Below are 20,307 nucleotides of genomic sequence, written 5' to 3'. Positions count from 1 at the left end.
TAGCTATAATAAGTCCTAAGCCTAAAATGATTTTTTTCATAATTAATTCATGTATTTAAATTAGATTGCCGCAAAACTAGGTATTAATTACAAAAAATTGATGATTTTTTTTAAGGAATATTCTTTCAATGTGATTATAACATTATAAGATTCAAGTGCTTATTTTTACAAAAAAATATTAAGTGAAATTTCCACTTGTAACCAACAATGCTATTTAAATGAAAAAAATACTACTTCTATTCTTTTTTTTGGTCAGTAGCCTTTTTTCAAGTAGTGTTCATGCAGCCATTGCAAAAGATTCCTTGATTACAAGCACTTCAGCTAAAAGGGCAGTGCTTCATGTTAATAAATTGCTAAAGCAAAAGTTGTTTAAGCTGGATAAAAAATATCCGACAACTAACAAAGAATTTCAATACGCTTCTAGTGCTTCGGAATTTTCTTTCAATCAAATAAATAGTGAATACCCTATTCTTCAAGAGGTAAAAAATAATCGACAAGAAGCAGAAGGAGTAATTAACGAAGTTGAGGAGACAGGCAAGTGGGTGGATACCTTTTCTAACGAAGATATTCAAACCTTGCCAGTAGGTATCCAGCACGAAGTTAGTGGAGTTACCTATCAAATAGGTTTCGCTAAAGCTAGGTTTACCAAAGACTACACCGAACTTACCGTTTTTGCGCGTATTAAATTACCACAGACTGATGAGCGAGGCGAGCCTATCCAATTGTTTTTTGGGGCTAATAATGTGAAACTTTCACATAGCGGCGGATTAATTGGTCAAGCCAATTTGGTATTATTAGGAGATGTATTTATTCCTTTTAACAAAGGGAATTGGCTATTTTCATTAAAAGGGGGTTTTGATATGGAAACAGGGCTTACCCAAAACAATACGTATATCACTATTGATTGTGATGGTGTAAAGGAATTAGGTTTACAAGGGGAGGTGCAATTTTCGCGCAAAATGTTATTGCCCGTAGATAATGAAGGGAATTTAGCACCAGAAACACGCACATATACTAATTCGGCTCAAAAAAAAGTGCAAATACCTAACAGGGTACGTGGTAATTTTAATATGGTGGGTTCCGATTGGAATGATTTAGTCATTGAATTAAGTTTGTCTCCTTTCGTATTAACAAAGCACCCTGATAAATTTATGTTTACGGCAAATCAAGCCACTTTTGATTTTAGTGATTTGCGAACACCGGATGTGAATTTTCCTAATTTTTACGAAGAAAAGGGGTTGCTGCAACCTAGCCGCGAAGCTTGGCGAGGCGTATATGTAAAATCACTCCAAATTGCTTTACCTAAAGAATTTAAAACCGAGGAAAGTATTTCGCAAAACAAGCGGGTTACTTTTAATGCCTTAAATATGATTATTGATAATCATGGTGTTTCGGGATATTTTTCAATCGAAAATTTGATTCCATTAAAGTCAGGGCGTACCTCAAATACAAAAGCCTGGGCCTATTCGGTAGATAAATTTGGCTTAGAATTGGCTGCCAATAATTTAATTGGTGCAGATTTTAGTGGTGCTATTGTATTGCCCGTGTCTAAAAATGCAAATGCGACTAATGCCAAAGGCGAAAAAATAGAAACTTTAGGTTTAGGCTATAGCGGAATTATTAGTGAAGAAGAATATGGGCTTAGTGTATCCACCTTGGAAGAACTCAATTTTGATGTCTTTCAGGCCAAAGCTCAATTAGCGCCTAATTCAAGCGTGGAACTTTTAGTTGAAAACGGAAACTTTAGACCTCGAGCTATACTCAATGGGTATTTAGATATTAGTGCCAAGAATAATCCAAAAACTGATGAAAAAGCCCTTACTAATTTTAAAGGCGTTCAATTTCAAAATTTAGTTTTACAAACCACATCTCCCATACTACAGGCTGATTATTTTGGATATAAAAAAGAGGGTAAGTTTAGTAATTTTCCCGTATCCATTCCCGAAGTTGCTTTGGTGGCTAATGATTATGAAACCAGTTTGATTTTTGGGTTGAGCATCAATTTAATGAGTAAAGGCTTTAGTGGATCTACGCGGCTAAAAATACAAGGAGAAATTAGTGACGAAGATCGCAAACAACGTTGGCGATTTAAAGGATTAGACTTGGCTGCAATTGCTATTGATGCAGATTTAGGAGGCGTCCAATTAAGTGGTGCACTAGAATTAATGCGTAATGACCCAGAATATGGAAATGGTTTTGCGGCAGAAATCCAAGGGACTTTTGGTGGCTTTGGCCCCATAACGACCAAGGCTATTTTTGGTAAAAAAGACTTTCGTTATTGGTACGTAGATGCTTCAGTACGGGGGCTTAAAATCAATATAGGACCAGTACAGCTTTCGGGTTTTGCAGGTGGCGCATCATACCGAATGACCCGTAGGCCGGGTATTTCTGCTTCCGAATTTTCACCTTCTGGGCTTTCTTATTTACCTAATGACAATTCAGGTTTAGGCGTAAAGGCTATGATCATAGGTTCAATAGGGGACGAAACAGCGGTGAGTATTGGCGCAGGCTTTGAAATTGAATTTAATAAAAAAGGAGGCATGAATCGCTTAGGCTTTTTTGGCGAAGCTAAAGTCATGAAAGCACTCGAGTTTGCAAATCCTGCCTCGGCTATGCAAGATCAACTTCAAGGAATGGTTAATAACGAAGCCCTACAAGGGGTGATGGATAGCAAAGCCGGAAAAACCTTTTTAGATAAATCAACAGAAGAATATCCCAAGTCTGCAGCTGCAACGGCAACAATAGAAGGTAAAATTGGAGTCAATTTTGATTTTGTAAATGATTCGTTCCACGCCGATATGGAACTGTATGTAAACACTCCTGGAGGATTTCTTCAGGGATACGGTCCTGGAGGATTAGCTGGTTGGGGAGTGATACATGTAAGCAAAAAGGAATGGTATGCGCATTTAGGAACCCCCTCTAAAAGAGTGGGTCTACGTTTAGGAGTAGGGCCTATATCTGTAGAAACTACAGGTTATTTTATGGTGGGCGATCGTTTGGAAGGTAGTCCGCCACCGCCACCCGAAGTGGCAGAAATTTTAGGGGTTGAGCTTAATGAATTGGATTATATGCGCGATGAAAATGCACTAAGTTCAGGTAAAGGTTTTGCTTTTGGAACAAATTTTAAAGTAGATACAGGCGATTTGCGTTTTCTTATTTTTTATGCACGCTTTATGGCAGGAGCAGGGTTTGATATTATGCTACGTGATTACGGAGAGGCCTCATGTAAAAATACAGGCAAACAAATTGGTATTGATGGTTGGTATGCCAACGGTCAGGCTTATGTATATTTACAAGGTGAGTTAGGTATTCGTATCAAATTATTCTTCGTTAAAAAGAAAATCCCTATAATTAGTGCAGGTGCGGCAGTATTATTGCAAGCCAAAGCCCCTAACCCTATTTGGATCAAAGGCTACTTAGGAGGACATTATAATTTGTTAGGTGGTTTGGTAAAAGGACGCTTCCGCTTTAAGCTAGAAATTGGTGAGGTGTGTGAATTGGAAAATGCCTCCCCCCTTGGCGGTATTAAAATGATTACAGGGCTAACCCCAAAAGAAAACACGAATGATGTAGATGTTTTTGCAGCCCCACAAGCGGCTTTTAGTATGAAAGTAAATGAACCTATTATTATTCCGGATGACCAAAAAGATAAAACATATAAAGTACTACTAGATAAATTTGAAGTTACAGACGAATCAGGTAAGCTAATTGAAGGTGAAATAGAATGGGCAACGAGCAAGGATCGAGTTACTTTTTATTCGACCGATATATTGCCGCCTAACACCAAACTTAAAGTAGTGGCCGAAGTTAGTTTTTTAGAAAAAGTAAATGGGGTATTTCAAACCGTAAATGTTGATGGTCAAAAAGCGGTGGAGCGCGAAGAACGTAATTTTACTACCGGTGAGGCACCAACACATATTCCATTGCATAACATTAAGTATTGTTATCCAGTGGTAAATCAAAAATTTGTGTATGCGAAAGAGTACAAAAAAGGCTATATCAAATTAAAAAGAGGACAAGATTATTTATTTGATAGCGCACAATGGGAAAGTAAGGTAACCCTTACCGATGAAAATGATAAAAATACCATTACTGAAATGAATTATAACCTTGCTGATAATCAAGTAAACTATGCCATGACAAGTTTAGCCAATAAAACAGGCTATACTATGACTATTAATAGTTATCCAAAAAATGCAAGTACTAATTCAACTACTGAAGCAAATAAAAAAGAGACAGCAACAAATTTAGATAATGATAACACTTTTGTGGTAACCCAGAACCAAGCAAATGAGGTGTCAAATACAGGTGAAATTGAACGTTTAACATACAATTTTGGCACTAGTGAGTATGCTACTTTTTCTAAAAAAATAAAAGCTATTAATGTATCAAAATACCTATGGGGTAAAATAAATTCGAAAGTAATTTTTTTAACTACAAGAATTTCTCAATTTGAAGGTTTTAGTTTAGAAGAATTAGTTGGCTCAAAATTTAGTGGAAATAAACCTTTAGTTGATGCCGAAGCCTTGCTAAATGACTCTTATTTTACACAAATTATAGATCCTATGATTTATCAAAATTTTGGCTCGAGTAATCAATTTACTTTATCGAGAGATATTTCTAAACTAGGTTTTAGACCCAAAAAAGCACTTCCTATAGTAAGTTCTTATATTACCAATCTGGAGCATAATGTTAATCAAAATAGTTTGTTGACTAAATTCCCATACATTTATAATTTAACAGATAGTTACAATATTGATTATAGAGACCTATACTATAAAGTAAATGATGCCTATGTCAAAGGCCTAATTTCATCGGATAGTGTCGAGATACAATTATTAGATAAAACATTTCCTTTTATGAATTTTGGAAGTTATGAGATTAAACTTCAATATATATTACCTGGTAATAAAAAAGCTAGTCAGCGTAAATACCAATATCATAACCCTATTAAATGATTAGATTTTTTAAAATAATAATAGCAATCATTTTTATTCTTGTAAATAAAATCACTTATTCACAAGAGCAAGATCGTAATGCAGTAAAAGTTTTAAGTCGATTTAACGGTGAAGAAGTTAAATTGAGATGGGCAGTAACATCACCTTCTGCTTGGTTAAAAGCAAATAAATTTGGTTATATAATTGAGCGAGTTACTTTAAAAAAAGACGGAGTTAGAGTAGTAAATCCAGAAACAAAAAAGCTTACGGACGTTCCTGTTTTACCATTACCTTTAACTGAATGGGAACAAATAGCAACCACAAATGATTATGCGGCTATTTTAGCTCAAGCTTTATATGGAGAAAGTTTTACTGTAGAGGGCGCCAATAATCAAGATGGTTTGATGCAAATTATAAATAATGCACGCGAAGTGGAGCAGCGTTTCGCATTTGGACTTTTTGCGGCAGATATGAATTTTGATGCGGCTGTTAAAGCCGGACTTGGTTATGTTGACAGAGACATTGTAAAGGGGGAAGAATATCTATATCGCATTAAAACACAAATCCCAAATGAAATACTTGATGTAGACGAAGGTGTTACTATTATTAAAATAAATGAAATTGAAAAGTTGCCTAAGCCCATCGATTTAAATAGCGTTGGACAAGACAAAAGCATTTTATTGTCATGGGAATATGAATTATTTAAAAATTTATATGTAGCCTATTTTGTAGAACGATCCGAAGATGGGTCCAAGTTTCAACGCCTCAACAAAGAGCCTTTGGTGAATATGAATGACCGTCCCGATAGCAAGGTTAAAAAAATGATTTATATCGATTCGATTGCTCAAAATGATAAGAAATATCAATATCGGGTTATCGGAGTTTCTTCTTTTGGAGAAGAAAGTGAACCTTCTGAAACAACAGCAGCTAGTGGTTTTAAAAAACTCGAAGCAGTACCGCATATTAAAACCCATAAATTAACAGCTGATGGTGGTGCCGAAATTGTATGGGAATTTAAAAAAGAAGCCGAAAATGAAATTACCAGTTTTGAGTTGAATAGTGGACCTACCGTAAAGGGGCCTTTTAAAATACTACAAAAAGGAATTCCTGTAAATAAACGAAATGTGAGTGTAAAAAAGTTGGAGCCTTCTAATTATTTTAGCATTTCTGCTATTGGCAAAAACAATCAAAAAACAACTTCATTAACCGCTTTTGTGCAAACTATTGACTCTATCCCGCCTATACCACCGGTAGGTTTACAAGCCAGCATTGATACTACGGGAGTGGTTAATATAGCCTGGGCTAAAAATTTGGAAAATGACCTGCTAGGCTATCGCGTATTTCGAGCAAATATTGAAAAAGAAGAGTATTCGCAATTGACTATTAGTCCGATTTCAATAGAGAATTTTACCGATCACGTGCAACTAAAATCTTTAAATGCTAAAGTGTTTTATAAAGTGGTGGCCGTGGACAAACGCTATAATATGTCTGATTTCTCAGAAGTCTTAGTAGTAAAAAAGCCCGATATAGTACCACCAGCATCGCCTGTTTTTTCTAAGTACCATATAGAAGACGGAAAGGTCACCTTGAACTGGATTCCAAGTAATAGTGAGGATGTAGCCGCACATAAATTATTTCGAAAATCCTTAAATGACAATGAAACTGATTGGGAGCTCATTTTTAGTGCTACCATTGAAGAAACCTATACAGATACATCGTTAAAAAGTAATCAGCGTTACCGCTACGCTATTTTTGCGGAAGATGAAAGTGGTTTATTATCCGAACCAGCTACTCCGATAACGCTAACGGCTAAAGGAAGTAAAGAAATCCCCAAATTAATAAAACGTGCTGCTGGCATAGCAGATCGAGTAAATAATAAAATCGATTTATCTTGGACATTAGCAGATCAAGTAGCCGAATTATCGATTTACAAAGCTAAAAATGAAGAAAAACCAGTATTACTTAAGCAATACACGGCTAAAATTCTAGTTTTTGAAGATAGTAAAGTAAACCCCGGTAATGTATATACGTATACGTTTAAAGCACTTGACAATTCGGGGAATACTGAATTTAAAAAAGAGGTGATCACTTATTAAATGAAATTTATGAAAAAAATAATTACTTTCCTTTTACTATTGATTACTATTTTTAATAATGATATATTTTCACAAGTTACTATTGGAGGGGAAGCAGACTATATAGCTAGTGTGAAAATTGATCAACTAAGAGGTTTTTCTAATTGTAAAGGTAGTGGTGGATTTAAAGAAATAATTCTTCGTGGTAATAGAGATCATGTTTTTCATGATGGTGGTGGGATACATTTTCCGGAAGACCCTTTTGAAGTGAAATTTAATAAGACTCAAAAATTCAATCAATTGTATGTTAGGGCTTCATCTCGTCGAAATAATGATTCTCCTATTGAAAGATGTAGAGGTACAAACGACCATAGGAATACAATTTCTCCTTTTCCAAATGCCATTTGTTTTAATAGCTCAAATTTATTAAGATTTCAACATAGAAATGATGTCCGAATAGATATTAGCTTATTTTCAAGGGTAAGTTTAAATTTGCCATCCTCAGATGAGTTTCTAACAAATGATGAATTTTTAACGATCAATTTACCTAACAATCTAGAAAATTTGGATTATGATTGGGAATACGCTATCAGAGAACCAGGAAGAAGATTAAATTGGATTCGTTTTCCTAATAGGATTAACGGTAGGCAAGTTAATTTAAGGAATCAACTCAGAGTAAAAGGAGAAGAATTTTTATCCGATAATGACAATGGTAAAACAATAAATTTTAGAGTGCGTACTCGTTGTGGTAATGTAAGTAACCTCATTGCTTTAGAATATTTATTATCGGCTCCTAGAATTATTTCAACAGATGAAAAAGCAACAAAATGTTTTGATTCGGCCGATGGAGAAGTTAAGATTACTTTTGATAGACCTTTGAACAAATTAATCAATGAAGGAATAAATATTGTTATTGAAGATTTGGCTGATCCAATAGGAACTAGAGTAGATCCTTTTACAGGAAGAAATGTAACTATATACAATCCTATTGAGAATTTGAATAATCTCAAGGGATTTGATGTAGATAATAGTGTCACTTTTAAAGATTTAGCGGCTAGTGCTGCTGGTGGGACTCGTTATAGAATTAATTTGATTTCAACAACGCATTATACTGGTAGTAGTCAACATAAAAAGGCGTTTACAATACGAAGACCTTTAGCTGTTAGATTTAAAACAGAACCAGTAAAAACTGATATTTTTTGTCATGGAGGTAACGACGGAACAATTCAAATAAGTGCTGATGGAGGAACCATGAGTGGATATAGTTATTTACTACGAAAATTACCCTATCCATGGTCAATTAATGATGCCGATTGGCAGCTATTTACTGAAAGTCAGTCTACAACGATTACTAATCTTATGCCTGGAGATTATGAAATTAAAATTAGAGATGGTAATGGATGCGTAGCTGTAAATCAAATAGTTGTGGGGTTTACTTTTCAGCCAACTGATGTTGAAACTATTCGATCAGTAACCATAAACGAACCAGAAAGCCCACTAACACATACAGATGTTGATGAAAATTCGATGGATCCTACCGGTTTTGGATTCTCCAATGGACAAATACAAGTCGTAGTTTCAGGGGGAACGCCTAATGAAAGCCTAGGAGCTGAGCCGTATACCTTTACTTGGAAAAATTTAAATGGAGATACCTTAAGCTCGGTAAACACGCAAACAGAAATTGATGGGACGGGTAAAATTAATTATCGAATTACCCTAACGGATGTTCCTAAAGGGAAATATTTTTTAACGGTTTACGATAATAATCATGCTGCGGCTATCAATAAACAAGCTTGTTTTATTAATGCAAGCGAGTATGATTTGGGAGAACCTGATCCTATTACCTTGCGCATTGATGAGACCACCGAAATATCGTGTAATTCAGCCAATACGTCAACAGATAAATCCACCGATGGGGTGTTAACAGCTATAGTTACTGGAGGAGTCCCTTTTGATCTAGTTTCTAATGGAGGTAATTTATACACTTTTGTATGGAAAAAGAAGAACGAAACTACGGGTGTTTATGAGGTGTTGCCAGGCGAAAACAGCGCGACATTGTCTAATAGAGAAGCTGGGGAGTATGCCGTAAGTGTTACCGATAAAAATGGAGTTTCTTTTGGGGCCACGAATGCTGAAAGAACTAGAAGTGTCGACGCTACTTTTGATTTGGTAGAGCCTACGCCCATAGACATTGTAGAAAATTTAACCCCCGTGCGTTGCCATGGAGGTAATGATGGGCGTATTCAATTAAATATTAGTGGAGGGAATCCTTTTCCAACTAGTCCTGCTTCGTACACCATACAATGGACAGATGCCCCAACAAACACCAGTTTAATACGTGAAAATTTAATAGCTGATGATTATAGCGTTCGCATAACCGATGCTAAAGGTTGTAGTACCTTTAAAACCTATACGATTACCGAACCGAATACGCCATTGCAACTTACTTATCCTTCTAATTTTAACCAACCCGCCGCCGCAGGCTTTACTAATGGTTTTATTGAAGCCACGGTGACAGGGGGAACTATTTTAGCTGATAATACGTATAATTTTACATGGACCGATAGTAGTGGTAGTAGTGTAACACCTAATGTAACTACTAGTTTTGATGTCGCCACGGATACCTTCACTTTGCGTTTGGATAATGTGGGCACTAGTGTGTACACCTTAACGATTACCGATGCGAATCATACGGAGGCGATTAATAAATCGGGCTGTATTATTAGTGATACTTTTGAGTTAGAAGATCCTACGCCACTTGAATTAAGTGTTGCCGAAACAAAACCTATATCCTGTAACCCAACGAATGCCAATGGCAACCCATTTGCCGATGGAGAACTAACCGCTAAGGCTTCGGGAGGGGTGCAATTTGCTACAGGACTTCCTTATATATATACGTGGAAAAAGAAAAATGAAATTACAGGAATTTTTGAAGTGTTACCTTCACAAACTAAAGCCGTAGCTAGCGGTTTGGACGAAGGGGAATATGCTGTAAATATCGAAGACCGTAATGGAATTATTTTTGGAACGTATGTGAATAATGTTCTGGTTACTCCTAATGATAAAATTATTGATTTAGTAGCCCCCCAGTTATTGGAAGTGACTTTAACTAAACAGGATGTTTTTTGTATTGAGGGCAGTGATGCTTGGGTAGCTGCTGAAATTTCAGGGGGTACACCTCCGTTTTTAGTATCCTGGAGCACAGGTGATGAAGAAATAGATAATACTACACGTACATCTCGAATCACGGATTTACCGATAGGCACTTACGAAATTTTAATTACAGATAGTCGTAACTGTACTGCTTTTCAAACTATTGAAGTTGAACAGCCTTTACAGCCACTTCGTATAACTTATCCTCAATTCGATCGACCCACAGCCTATGGCAATACCGATGGATGGATCGAAGCCGAAATTACTGGGGGTACCTCATTTGCCAATGGCACGTATACCTATCGTTGGGAAACCTTAGATGGAGAGCTGCTAAACGAACAAACAACCACTAATGTATCTCCTTCGGGTGTTTTTACAGTACGTTTAAATGCTATAGGTGCAGGTAAATATTTTTTAAGCGTAGAGGATGCGAATTTTAATAAAGCTACTACAAAAACTGGCTGTACTTTTATTGATAGTGAATTTGTAATTCATGAACCTATAACGGCTAGTATAGCTATTGTTCAAGAAATTTCATGTAACCAAGCCAATGTACATCTTAACGAATATAGTGATGGAATTTTACAGGCTTCTGTAAAAGGAGGGGTGCCTTTTTCTACAGGCGCTCCGTACACGTATATTTGGAAAAAAAGAAATGATGTAGGTGTTTGGGAAGTATTGGACGAACAAACTGAAGCTACTGCGAGTAATTTAAGTGATGGCTTGTATGCCTTTAACGTTATTGACCAATTAGGTACTACCATTGGGAATTATCAAGGGGATGTATTAGAAGCAGCTACAGATATCGAATTTGATTTTGAAGAACCTGAATTACTCGTACTCCAACTTAGCAATACGGAGGTTAGCTGTAGTGCAGGGAATGATGCTTCGGCAAGTGTTGCCATTACTGGCGGAATTGCTCCGTATGCTATAGAATGGTCATCGGGTGATACAACACCAACTACACAAAGTAATTTGGTGCCGGGCAACTATTTTGTTGAAGTTATAGATGCTAGAGGTTGTCAAGCTACGGGAAAAATCACTATTGCCCCTCCGGGTGATATGGAATTAGAAATAGTGGAAGAAAAGAATCCGACATGTGTTGATGGCAGCGATGGTCGTATCGAGGTACGTATTACAGGAGGAGTACCTCCTTATGTTTATGAATGGGAGCATGGTGGCGTAACAAATACTACTTCAAACCTTACAAAGGGAACCTATCGATTAAAAGTGACCGATTCTAATATCAGAAACAGCCGTTGTAGCTTTTTTCAAGATTTTGAATTAATCGATCCAGAACCTATTCCTATTGATTTGGGGGATAACCGTACGATTTGTATTGCTCAAGCCTTGGCTTTAGATATAACTATCGATGATTTAGGAGCTACTTACCAATGGACAAGCGATCAAGGCTATACGAATACCAACCCAGCAGTGAGTTTAACCGAGGCGGGAATATATACCGCGACTATTACAAATTCGTTAGGTTGTCAAATTAGTGATACCGTAAGTGTAACGGTAAATGAAGTGGAAATTGATGCCGACTTTTTAATTACTTCAAGTGCATATACCAATCAAGAAATTGCGCTTATTAATGTTACAGAACCAAGGGCCGATAAAATCGATTGGGTTGTACCCGAGGGCATTACGGTAATGAACAATGACGACGATTTCTTGTCTTTAATTTTTGCCGAAGAAGGAAATTATACCATCGGTATGCGCGCTTATCAAGGAGATTGTTTTCAGGATTTTGAAAAACAAATTTTTGTAGCTCAAGGAACTATTACTGCTGCTGATGCGATCAATAACCAAGATTTTATTGAAGAGTTGATCGTATTTCCAAACCCAAGTAGAGGGGTGTTTAAAGTAAAAATGGCCTTGCAAAGTGAAGCTTCGGCACAGCTTAGGTTAATTTCATTGGCAGATGGAAGTGTAATTACCGAAAAGGAAAGTGCTGTTGCTGTTGATCATTTGGTCGATTTCAATCTGCAATTAAGTTCGGGGATTTATCTGTTAATTGTAGAAACCCCTCGTGGTGGGGCTATTCGAAAAGTAATTATTGATTAAATAGTATGAGTAGTTTGTTTGTACATAACGGTTTTGGGTTCGAGTGCTTAATTTTTGGTAAAAAAGTAAGTATGTCGAGTACTGCGTTATTGATTCAACAATTCATAGTTAAAAGTATTTCCGTGCTATTCGGCTTTTTCATTTTCTTTGCTCATCCAAAGAAAACGAAACAAAAGAAAAGATGCCTTTTCTTAGAAATTTTTTCGATTAACATCAAAAAACCATTCTCAAAAAATTGCGTCGCTACGTGCCTGCGCTCCTGCTTTCAATTTTTTGCGAATTATTTTGAAGAAAAGTATTTCAAAGCCCTGCTTTGGATCGCTACTTATTGTTATTTAATAATGTCTGTATATACTTCTATAGTAAATTACATAACTACTGCTTATTATTGGTTCGAGTGCTTAGTTTTTGATAAAAAAGTAAGTGTATCGAGAACTCATCGTAGTAATTACAAAACACCGAATACTTGTTGCTAATGAAAAAGTACCTATTACTCATATGGATATTCGCTTTTCAAGCGCTACAGGCACAGGTGTTTCCGGTGCAGGTAACGCCACAGTTGATACCGCCTTATAGTTTAAATTTATCGGACTATCAAAATGCTGCTCGGGAGCAGGTGATTGTGAATTTGTTATTATCCGATGTTACCGAAAGTAACCGTGAGGTAACGCTTAAATTTTCGATGACCAATACCGCTGGTTTTGCTATTGAAAGTGCCCCTGTTGTAGTGGGCGCTTTGCCTGTGTTTTTAAATGGGGGAATTCCGCTGCGATTGACCAATGCCGATTTACAGGCATATTTTGAGTTGCAAAATTTACGCGGGATTAGTCCACAGCAATACGGGCAACCCTTACCCGATGGGGTGTATCAATTTTGCTTTGAGGTGTTTGATCGTAGATCGGGACAAGCTATTTCGCGTAAAAGTTGTGCCACAGCCTTTTTAGTGCTTAATGATCCTCCTTTTTTAAATGTGCCCTCAAGGGGAGAAGCCATTCCGCAAAAGGAACCTCAGAATATTGTTTTTCAATGGACCCCAAGGCATTTGAATGCCACTAATGTGGAATACGAATTCACCTTAGTCGAAGTTTGGGATGAATTAGTAGATCCGCAAACCGCCTTTTTAGCCAGCAGACCCTATTACCAAACCACCACACGGGCAACCACTTTATTGTATGGTCCTGGCGAACCGGCTTTACTGCCCGATAAAAATTACGCTTGGCGCGTACGAGCTGTGATCAACGATGGGATAAGTCAGACCTCGGTGTTTAAAAACAATGGTTATAGCGAAATTTATTATTTTGAGCATAATGCCGAATGTGCTCCGCCCCTATTTGCTATTTCCGAATCAAAAACTGCGACTACACAAAACATACGTTGGCAGCAAGCCTTGTACCAAGGCTACAATGTGCAGTACCGTAAAAAGAAGGCCTATACACAAACGAGCACCACTAAAGAAACCAAAAGAAACGGAAAAAAGAGAAAAAAGGACAAAGGTTCAAAAAATGCCTCCTATTCTGGTATTAAAGCGGTGGACGGAGGCAGTCCTTGGTTCGAGATCAATACCTTTAGCGAGCAAGCCACTATTTTTAATTTAGAAAAAGCCACGACTTACGAGTTTAGAGTAGGCGGAAGATGCCGCCCCAATGGCGGTTTTGCTTATGGCAATATTCAAGAATTTACTACGGCAAGTAGTAATGACCAAGCCTCGGGTTACCAGTGTGGCATATTGCCTAATATTCAAATCAGCAACCAAGAGCCTTTAGAGCGTTTGGGGGTCAATGAAGTATTTACGGCAGGGGATTTCCCAGTCACTGTAAAATTTGTAGCACAAGGCAATCGCGTATCGGGCGAGCCAGGATCTGGAGCACCAGTATTAGGAGCTAATGGCACCTATAGCGGTTGGGGATTTATAACAGTGCCATACCTAGCCGACACCCGAATTAAAGTAATATTTAATAACATCAAACTCAACTCCGATTACCAATTAATCGAAGGTGTTGTAGAAACGGATTACGATAAAAATTGGGGTGATGTGGATGATATTGGTGATGAGTTGGAGGTGTTGGAGGATGTTATAGAAATTATAGGTGAACGCATCGAAAAAATCAAGAGTAAAATTGGTGATTTATTCGAAAAAGGTAAAATCACCGAAGAAGAAAAGAAAGCTTATGAAAATGAAGTTGCTCAACATGAAAAAGAGAAAGAAGAAGTTAAGGAGGCTAAAGATGGACTTGATGTTCTAAATGAGGAGATAAAAAAAGAGGATAATGAAGAAAAGAAGGAAAAGCTCAAACAAGAAGCTACTGAACTTAAAGACTCTATTAAAAAGCGCCAAAAAGATTTAAATACAGCTACAGAAAATCTTGAAGAACGATTGAATGTAGGAGAAAATCAAGGAGTTGTAGCAAGTTCCGATGGGTATTTCGATGGTAGTTTATCCTATAACCCGGCAACCGCAGATACTAGTGATTTAAAAACCGTTGAAGGCTTTGCCAATTTTGATGCTCAAAAAATATTTTCTTCAGAAGAATTTGCAAAAGCAAATAACGAACCTATTCGCGTATCTATTGGGCAGAACAAAAATCTTATTGTTACACATTCTAAGATTTCACAAGAGGATTTCGAAGATTTAAAAGCAGAACTATCCAATATTGATTATGGGTATTACTTATGGACGCATTACGATTTAGAGAAAAAGGAAGTTCAATACAAAATTAATTTTGCTTCAGATTACTTTGGCAACCTTGATCTAAATAGAAATCAATATGTTGAATTCTTTAATAAGATATTAACTTTTGATGTTTCAATGGCGGTAGGAAAAGCTATTGTTAGTGCTTCAGATCATTTAGATGTTTTATTAGAAGAATACAAAGCTTATGTACCAGGAATAGATCAACAACTTATCAGTGGTTATAGTACTTATGATATTTTAAAGTTATTATTAGAGTTTGGTAGAGCTTGTGGCGAAGAAATAAAAGAGCAAAAGAAAGGGACCATAGTACCAAAATGCCTTTGGAATCATGAAAAATACTATCCAGCAGCCTATTCAGCTGGTTTTATTGATGGGATTTGGGAAATTGTAGATTTAGGAGTTGATCTGGCTAAATTTTCAGGAGCTTGGAGTCCTTTAAGTCCTATTTTTTTAACAGACGAAGCGGCACAAATTAGAGAACAAACTATAAGCACTTTGACTTTAATTGGAGAGATTTTTACAACTGAAGGTGCTCTAAAAAATGCAGCATCACACGTGGGTCAAACCCTTAAAGCTGAGTTTAGCAAGTACAAACATAATATTGGTAAGTTTGATGCTGAAGGAAGATATCTGCAAGGGAAATTAGTTTTTGATATTGTTAGTTTGTTTATTGGGTTGGAAGAGCTAAAAATATTGGCTAAAACAGGAAAGTTAACCTCAAAAACATTACAAGGACTTAAAAAACTAGGTAAAGGAGGAAGGCAGTTAGTTTTTGCTTTAGGTAAAAAACTCAAGATTGACAAAAACAAGATCGTCACTTATGCATTGAATATAAATACGATTATAGAAATTGGTCGTTTTGCAGATGATGGTGTATTAATTGTAGACGATTTATTAAAAGCATCAACTGAAATAGTCCAAGAAATCGGTAAAATTACCTACCGCGAAGGAGCTAATGGCATTGAAGAAACCGCAGAGTTGGCGATAGTCGAAGCTGCTGATGGAAGTAAAAGGTTAGGGCTTAAATTAGCGGAAAAAGTTGATGACGTTATTGAATCTGCGAGAGAATTTGTTAGAAAAAATTATGGACAAGATTTTCTAAATCAGATTACACAAAAATATGGCAAAAATGATACAGGTGCTTTAGCTGTTGTTGTCAAAAGATTTGGAGAAGAAGGTGCTGAATTATTAAGAAAAGGAAAGAGTCTGGATGATATAGCTTCTGAACTTGTTAGAGAACGCACTTTATATAGAAATATAGGTTCTCAAGCGGGTTATTTAGATAATCTAAAAAAGACAGGAGAAATCCCTTCGGGTTATACGACCTACTTTTCAGCAGATAAATTTGATGATCCAGTTGAAGCGATATCTAAAATGCAACTTAATGGGGAGTGGACAGATGCTGTTTGGGTGGCTGAGTTTAGTGGATCGCAATTAGTAGGTAAAGTAAAATTCCCTAAGGCTAAATGGAATGAAAGTAAATATTTAGAGGTATTAACAAGAAGTTTTCCTAAATGGGGTGAAGGTGGCGCTAGCCAGTTTATTACAGAGGCAAAAATTAAAATTTCAAAACTTCGTAACCTAAAGACAGGAGAGATTATTGAGTTCTCTCAAAAATTATCAAGATCCATTGATAAAATATTGGTTAATGGAAAAATACCAACAAATAGCAAGGGCTTTACTAAGTGGTTCGATGGATTAACCTTAGAAGAATTTGATTTAGTATGGGAAGATTCAAAACTTAATAAAACTTTACAACGAAGAATAAGATGGCCAGCGGAATATCATGAGTGGTGTATGGTTTGTGAATCAAGAAGATTTAAAGAATGGGGTGTTTCTATGGATGAAGTTCATCGTTTTAGAACAAAAACATTAGAATTGAAAGGGACTAACCCCAAAACAGGTGAGCCTTTTGCTCATTCAATTGAAAATGCAGAAGGAAAAATAGTTTCTGGACCAGGGTCAAAAACTTTTCATAATGAGTTGCAAGACATCATTATTAATAGTAGTTCATTAAATGATTTTAATAGTGCCTTACCAGAGTTAATTAAGAGATGGGATATTGATCCAGACTTATTACCACCTCTTCTAACTAATTAAAAATGAGTTTAGAATTACAAGATTGGATAAGTTATTGTAAAGGAGAAAAAGATTTAGATAAAAGTCATTTTTATACTCTTTTAATGAATAACGATGATGGAAAAGAAGTATCTCTAGAAGAAATAAGCAATGTTTTTAATTCTTTTCCTAATGCAGTACTCCTTGCTGAAAGACTTGCTACATATTACTCAAAAGAAAGTTTTCTTGATAAGATTGATCATATCAAAGATTTTCTAGTTGAAAAAACGATCAATGATATTACCTCTAAAAGATTACTTTTCAAAGGAGATGATTTAGAGGAATATTTAAAAAACAAAGTGTATTATGTTGATAAGATTGATGATGTTTTGAACGCTAAAATGAGTTTTTGGCAAAACGAGGAATATATTGATGTTATAGAAGATCACCTGTTTGATAATCGATTAATTACTACACCTAAAATAGAAACTCTTTTTGAAGCTTATTTTGGTTTAGCTCGAAATTATCAACTTGTTTGGTATTTGGGAAGCCCTTTAATAAATACTGGAATTAATTTTGATTATTATTACGATATATGGAAAGTCGGTGGAGATTATGCCATTACGGAGGATGCTATAATAGTATCAAGACATAAATCAAAATCAGGTATTAAATAGGTAATGGAATAAAATTTAAAGAATATCAAGACCCTACAACAAAAGAAATATTAAGTTTTCATCAAGTTATTAATTTTTAGATATGGAATTACCAAATATATACAACTTTATAGATGAAAAGTATTCTCCGTTATTAAGCTATTTATTTACTCTTCCTGTAAATGATTTTCTTAATTTTTTAAAAGCGATTAGAGATAGATCAGGACTAGTAAGAGAGTATCATGGTTTTGATTTTGAAAAAAGTAATGAATATGTAGAATTTTGGGATGATAGTTCAGGGCAAGAATTAATTATTGAATTGTCTATTAGCAACTTACTTGCCTTATTAAGTCCAATTATTGATTCTTTTAAAGATGATCTTGAAATTAACAAACAAATTACCCTAACGATAAATGAAATTAAAAGTAGCTTATAATTGCGGTACTTTAATAATTTTAATGTATCTAATGTTGTCTTTACTGTAAACTTCAATACAACCATCATTTTCCCATTTGTCAAGTGTGTTTTTAATTAAGTCGTAGTTATCCCGAATATCATCTGGTAAAGAATTCCATTTCCATTCAGGGTTGTAGAAACCAAAATCATGTTTGATACACTTGTGTAGGTGTTGGACTATTTTTTTTCTTTTACTGGGCATATTAAAAACTATTTTTTAAGTACTATATGCCAATTTAGTTTTGGCACCCGATAGCGCGGAAATGTTTTCCGTGCCTGCAAAGTTAATCAAACAAAATAAGTTTTTTTTGTAAAATGATCTTGTTTTAAAAATAGAGTCTTCTTGTTGTAATTTTATCAAGTGAAATAGAAATAGATGTTTTAATTGAAAGTTTAATGTAAATTGATGGTGTAAATTAACATGGATTGCAACCTTAAATCCGTAGGTCTATAGGATAAAACAACCGCAAACTCTTTATTGATAAAGGTTTGCGGTTTTATGTGTTTTCACCTAAATTGGTGTAGCTACAAAACACATTATGAAAGTATTAAAATCTGAACAGATAAATCCATTTGGAGGATTAAATTTTGTCATTGATGAATTTGAAAGACTTGGCTTAGGTTCATTTCTAACTGCTAATTTACCTAGTTTAGCTCCTCAATGTTCTTATGATTGGAAGGATATTCTATACTCTTTTTGGTCAATTTATTTTTGTGGAGGTGATTGCATTGAAGATATTTCATCTAATCTAAAAGGACACTTAGATCATAATCCATTTTTTAAAATCCCTAGTCCTGATAGGATATTAAGATAGGATGAAAGAATTATCCTTACCAAAGGATCTATTTACCCTACCTAGGGGTACAAGTTTACATCAGTTTAGTTTACATCATTTTTTGAATGAGTTAAATTTAAAATTGTTACAGAAACTTAATTTACCTGCACATGAGAATCATACTTTAGATTATGATAATACCATTTTGTTTACTAATAAATTGGATAGCCGATCAACATATAAAAAATCATTTGGATATTGTCCTGGAGTAGGTATAATTGAAAATAAAATTGTTTTTGTAGAAAATAGAAATGGGAATAGCGCAGCAAAAGATTTACAATTTGAAACACTCACACGAATGTTTGAAGAGCTAAAAAAACAAAATATAAATATCGATTCTTTTAGAGCTGATGCAGCTTCTTACCAAGTTAATGTTATAGATTTAGTCTCAAAAAACACTAATAAATTTTTTATTAGGGCTTGTATGAGTGCCGCTCTAGCTCAAAGAATTTCTAAGATTAATAATTGGGTTAAAATTGAAACAAATTCAGAAACAATTTTTAGAGGAGAAATTACTTTTACACCATTTATACCGACTTTAAAAAGAAAAAGAGAACTTTATAAAGCCAAAGATTATAGGTTAGTAGTTACTAAAATTGAACGAAAGGACAAACAAGTTAATTTATTTACAAAAGATGCATACTTATATTCTGCCATTATAACCAACGACTACGATTTATCAGTAAATGAAGTGGTAAGCTTTTATAATCAACGTGGTGCTATAGAGAAAGAATTTGATGTACTCAAAAACGATTTTGGATGGAATAACCTACCTTTTTCTAAACTAGAACAAAACACCGTTTTTTTAATGTTTACTGCAATGTGCAGAAACTTATACCAATACATTATAGAGAAATTCTCAACAAAATATGAAGGATTGAATCCTAAATACAGAATTAAAAAATTCATTTTTAGATTTATAGCTATACCTGCAAAATGGATAAAAACATCCAGACAACAAAAACTTAGGGTTTATGGAAATATTCATTTTAAAACCTAAAAATTAAATAACAACAATTTATGAAAAAGACAAAACCCCAACGTGTTTGGGGTTAAAGTGTTTGGATATGCACTGTTAAAAACAGTAATTTTATGTTTTCTGGATTAAAAAAAAGAAGGTAAATACAAAAAAGTCAAACTTTTCAATTCTAAAACGAAATAAAAATTAAATATTCCTTATAATTAATCTCTAATTTAAAGACTTACGGATTTAAGGTGCAAATCCGCGCTATCGGGATAATCATTCACCTTATAAACCATTATACAAAGTTTTTGAAAGAGACTTACAAGTTGGAGATAAAATTTATATAGTTGAATATAAAAATATTCCTGGTACTAGTAAAGCTGCGCCAAATCCAGGAGGTTGGGGTAGTGGAC

The 20,307-nt window shown here is 35.2% G+C and carries 9 protein-coding genes; 8 read left to right on the top strand and 1 reads right to left on the bottom strand.

The genetic code is table 11. From position 1 onward, the window contains the following. Window positions 1–218: 218 nt before the first annotated feature. The 6 genes from GMC_RS0102200 (at window position 219) to GMC_RS0102170 (ending at window position 18,074) form a co-directional block, all read left to right on the top strand. Window positions 219–4,958, top strand: coding sequence for a hypothetical protein (locus tag GMC_RS0102200; RefSeq protein ID WP_010520595.1), 4,740 nt, complete (start codon window positions 219–221; stop codon window positions 4,956–4,958). Next, window positions 4,955–7,033, top strand: a complete 2,079-nt coding sequence (locus tag GMC_RS0102195; protein WP_010520594.1) for a fibronectin type III domain-containing protein — start codon at window positions 4,955–4,957, stop codon at window positions 7,031–7,033. Before GMC_RS0102200 ends, GMC_RS0102195 begins: the two co-directional genes overlap by 4 nt. 9 nt (window positions 7,034–7,042) lie before the next feature. Further along, window positions 7,043–12,232: a T9SS type A sorting domain-containing protein gene (locus GMC_RS0102190; RefSeq protein ID WP_238527899.1), complete on the top strand. Its 5,190-nt coding sequence runs from the start codon at window positions 7,043–7,045 to the stop codon at window positions 12,230–12,232. A gap of 475 nt (window positions 12,233–12,707) precedes the next feature. Continuing rightward, window positions 12,708–17,024, top strand: a complete 4,317-nt coding sequence (locus GMC_RS21795) for a fibronectin type III domain-containing protein (RefSeq protein WP_010520592.1) — start codon at window positions 12,708–12,710, stop codon at window positions 17,022–17,024. A 2-nt stretch (window positions 17,025–17,026) separates the two neighbouring features. Then, entirely contained in the window at window positions 17,027–17,659 is a 633-nt protein-coding gene (locus GMC_RS0102175; protein ID WP_010520591.1) for a hypothetical protein, read from the top strand. Between the two features lie 82 nt (window positions 17,660–17,741). Beyond that, window positions 17,742–18,074, top strand: coding sequence for a hypothetical protein (locus GMC_RS0102170; RefSeq protein ID WP_010520590.1), 333 nt, complete (start codon window positions 17,742–17,744; stop codon window positions 18,072–18,074). Here GMC_RS0102170 and GMC_RS0102165 read toward each other — a convergent pair. Then, on the bottom strand, window positions 18,069–18,296 hold the full coding sequence (locus GMC_RS0102165; protein WP_010520589.1) for a hypothetical protein: 228 nt from the start codon (window positions 18,294–18,296) through the stop codon (window positions 18,069–18,071). The genes GMC_RS0102170 and GMC_RS0102165 overlap by 6 nt on opposite strands. Window positions 18,297–18,633: 337 nt before the next feature. Between GMC_RS0102165 and GMC_RS0102160 the strand changes: the two genes are divergently transcribed. Further along, window positions 18,634–18,909: a hypothetical protein gene (locus GMC_RS0102160; protein WP_029489552.1), complete on the top strand. Its 276-nt coding sequence runs from the start codon at window positions 18,634–18,636 to the stop codon at window positions 18,907–18,909. 1 nt (window position 18,910) lies between these two features. Further along, window positions 18,911–19,930: a transposase gene (locus GMC_RS0102155; RefSeq protein ID WP_029489551.1), complete on the top strand. Its 1,020-nt coding sequence runs from the start codon at window positions 18,911–18,913 to the stop codon at window positions 19,928–19,930. Window positions 19,931–20,307 lie beyond the last annotated feature (377 nt).

It is taken from the genome of Aquimarina agarivorans (genome assembly GCF_000218485.1).
Classification (GTDB): Bacteria; Bacteroidota; Bacteroidia; order Flavobacteriales; family Flavobacteriaceae; genus Aquimarina; species Aquimarina agarivorans.
Note: the sequence above shows the minus strand (reverse complement) of the source record. Positions and strands in the feature narration are given on the sequence as shown.